The 3,181-nt window shown below is 62.3% G+C and carries 2 pseudogenes; both read left to right on the top strand.

From position 1 onward, the window contains the following. A pseudogene (locus tag QZY06_RS17525) lies at positions 1-340 on the top strand (hypothetical protein); the annotation flags it as partial. Between the two features lie 49 nt (positions 341-389). Continuing rightward, a pseudogene (locus QZY06_RS17530) lies at positions 390-3,181 on the top strand (efflux RND transporter permease subunit); the annotation flags it as partial.

A 3,181-nucleotide genomic window follows, 5' to 3' on the forward strand; every position in this document is an offset into this window, starting at 1 on the left:
GGCTGCGCTGAAGGAGACCAAGCGGCTCGACGCCGAAGACGCCAAGATCAAGTCGGCACAAGCTGCCGAAGTGGCCAAGGCGGAAGGCAAGGAAGCGCCGGCTGCTGCCCCCGCACCGCCGGCGCCAGCCTCCGACGCGCCGCCGGTGATGGTGGCTCGCCAGGTGTTCGTCACGGTCGGCCCGACGCGGGGCGACCAGGTGGCGATCCTGACCGGCGTCAAGGAAGGCGACATCGTGGTCACCAGCGGCCAGCTGAAGCTGAAGACCGGCCTCAAGATCGCGGTCAACAACGACGTGCAGCCGGGCAACAACGCCAATCCGAAGCCGGTCGACGAGTGAGCCAGTTCTTGTTCACTGGCCCTGCCCGCTCAAGGACGATGAGATCCTCATGAAATTCACCGATATATTCATCAAGAAGCCGGTCCTGGCGACCGTCGTCAGCCTGATGATCCTGGTGCTCGGCCTGCGCTCGATGTTCGGGCTGCCAGTGCGCCAGTATCCGCTGACCGAAAACGCCACCGTCACCGTCACCACGGTCTACTACGGCGCCAATGCCGATGTCGTGGCCGGCTTCATCACCACGCCGATCGAAGCAGCCGTGGCGCAGGCGCAAGGTATCGACTACCTGACCTCGACCAGCGTCGCCGGCGCCTCGACGATCACTGCGACCCTGGTGCTCAACTACGACGCCAATCGTGCGTTGAACGAGATCAACACCAAGGTCCAGTCGGTGATCAACCAGCTGCCCGCGGAAGCGCAGCAGCCGGTGCTGACCGTGCAGGTCGGCGAAGCGGTCGCGGCGATGTACATGGGCTTCCACTCGACGAGCATTCCGTCGAACAAGGTCACCGATTACATCGTGCGCGTCGTGCAGCCGAAGCTGCAGACGGTCGCCGGCGTCAAGCAGGCGGAATTGCTCGGTGGACGCCAGTTCGCGCTGCGCGCCTGGCTCGATCCGCAGAAGCTGGCCGCCGTCGGCCTGACCGCGGCTGACGTCTATACCGCTCTGGCCAACAACAACTACCTGTCGGCACTGGGCACCACGCGCGGCGACATGGTCAGCGTCGATCTGACCGCCGGCACCGATCTGCATTCGATCGAGCAGTTCCAGAAGCTGGTCATCAAGCAGAAAGGCAGCTCGCTGGTCCGTCTGGAAGACGTCGCCAAAGTGTCGCTGGGTGCCGAGAGCTACGATTCCGGCACTCGCTTCGACGGCAAGCAGTCGGTCTTCATCGGCATCAAGGTGGCGCCCGATGCTAATGCGCTGACCGTGATCAAGAATGTCCGCGCCGCCTTCCCCGAACTGGTGGCTCAGCTTCCAGAAGGCCTGAAAGGCGAGATCGTCTACGACTCCACCGAGTACATCAGCGCCTCGATCAGCGAAGTGGAATAGACGCTGATCGAAGCGCTCGCCATCGTCACCGTGGTGATCTTCCTGTTCCTCGGCAGCTTCCGCTCGGTGATCATCCCGATCATCGCCATGCCGCTGAGCTTGATCGGCGCGTTCTTCGTGATGCTGGTGCTCGGCTATTCGATCAACCTGCTGACCCTGCTGGCCCTGGTGCTGGCGATCGGTCTGGTCGTCGATGACGCGATCATCGTCGTCGAGAATGTCGATCGCCACATGAAGATGGGCAAGACGCCGATGCAGGCCGCACTCGTCGGCGCCCGCGAACTGGCCGGGCCGATCATCGCGATCTCGGTGGTGCTGATCGCGGTCTATGTGCCGATCGGTTTCCAGGGTGGCTTGACCGGCGTGCTGTTCTCCGAGTTCGCCTTCACCTTGGCCGGTGCAGTCGCGGTGTCCGCCGTGGTGGCATTGACCTTGTCACCGATGATGTGCGCGATGTTCCTGCGTGACGATCACGGCTCCAACCGCTTCGTGCAGGTGCTCGATCGCAACTTCGAGCGCTTCTCGGCTGCCTATCGGCGGATCCTGGGCCGGATGCTCAATGGCTGGGTCACGATCGTGGTCTTCGGCTTCGTGGTCATGGGCCTGATCGCCGTGATGATGGTGATGCCGATGGCCGGTGTGCTCGCGAAAAGCGAACTGGCGCCAGCAGAAGATCAGGGCTTTCTGATCCACATCGTCAGCGGCCCGCCGAATGCGACGCTGAAACAGATGTCGACCTACACCGATCAGATCTACGGTGTGATGAAAGACATGCCGGAGTACGCCAGCGCGTTCCAGATCGAAGGCGTCGGCACGGTCAATTCGGGAATCGGCGGCTTCGTCGCAGTGCCGTATGCGGAGCGAACCCGCAACACCACGGCGATATCGATCGATCTCCAGAATCACAGCAACAAGATTGCCGGTGCCAACATCTTCTGGGTCAATCCGCCACCGCTGCCCGGCGGCGGCAACGGCCTGCCGATCCAGTTCGTGATCAACACCACCGATTCCTTCGAGAAGCTCTATGCGGTAGCCGATGCCGTGGTCAGCAAGGCGCAGGCGACCGGCAAGTTCTACGTGCTCGATAACGGTCTGAAGATCGACAAGCCGCAGACCACGGTGAACGTCGATCGCGACAAGGTGGCGTCGCTGGGTCTGACCATGCGTGATGTCGGCGGCGCGCTCGGTTCGCTGCTCGGCGGTGGCTACGTCAACTACTTCTCGATCGAGGGCCGTTCGTACAAGGTCATTCCGCAGGTGCAGACCAGCGATCGCTTGAATGCCGATCAGCTGGACAACTACTACATCCGCACCTCGACCGGCGGCATGGTGCCGGCTTCGACCGTGGTGACGCTGAAGACTGAAACGGTGCCGCAGTCGATCCCGCACTTCCAGCAGATGAACTCTGCCACCATCGGCGCCGTGTTCGGCGGTACCCAGGGCGAAGCGCTGAAGATCCTCAACGACATCGCCAAGGAAACCCTGCCGCAGGGCTACACGATCGATTACGGCGGTGTGTCGCGGCAGTACGTGCGGGAATCCGGCGGCTTCCTGACCACCATGGTGTTCGCGCTGGTTATCATCTTTCTGACCCTGGCCGCGCAGTTCGAAAGCTTCCGCGATCCGCTGGTGGTGATGATGTCGGTGCCGATGGCGATCTTCGGCGCGATGGTGTTCATCTTCCTCGACTTCGCCACGCTGAACGTCTACACGCAGGTGGGACTGGTGACCTTGGTCGGCCTGATCGCCAAGCACGGCATCCTGATCGTGCAGTTCGCCAACGAACA

Source organism: uncultured Nevskia sp., from assembly GCF_903885465.1.
GTDB lineage: Bacteria > Pseudomonadota > Gammaproteobacteria > Nevskiales > Nevskiaceae > Nevskia.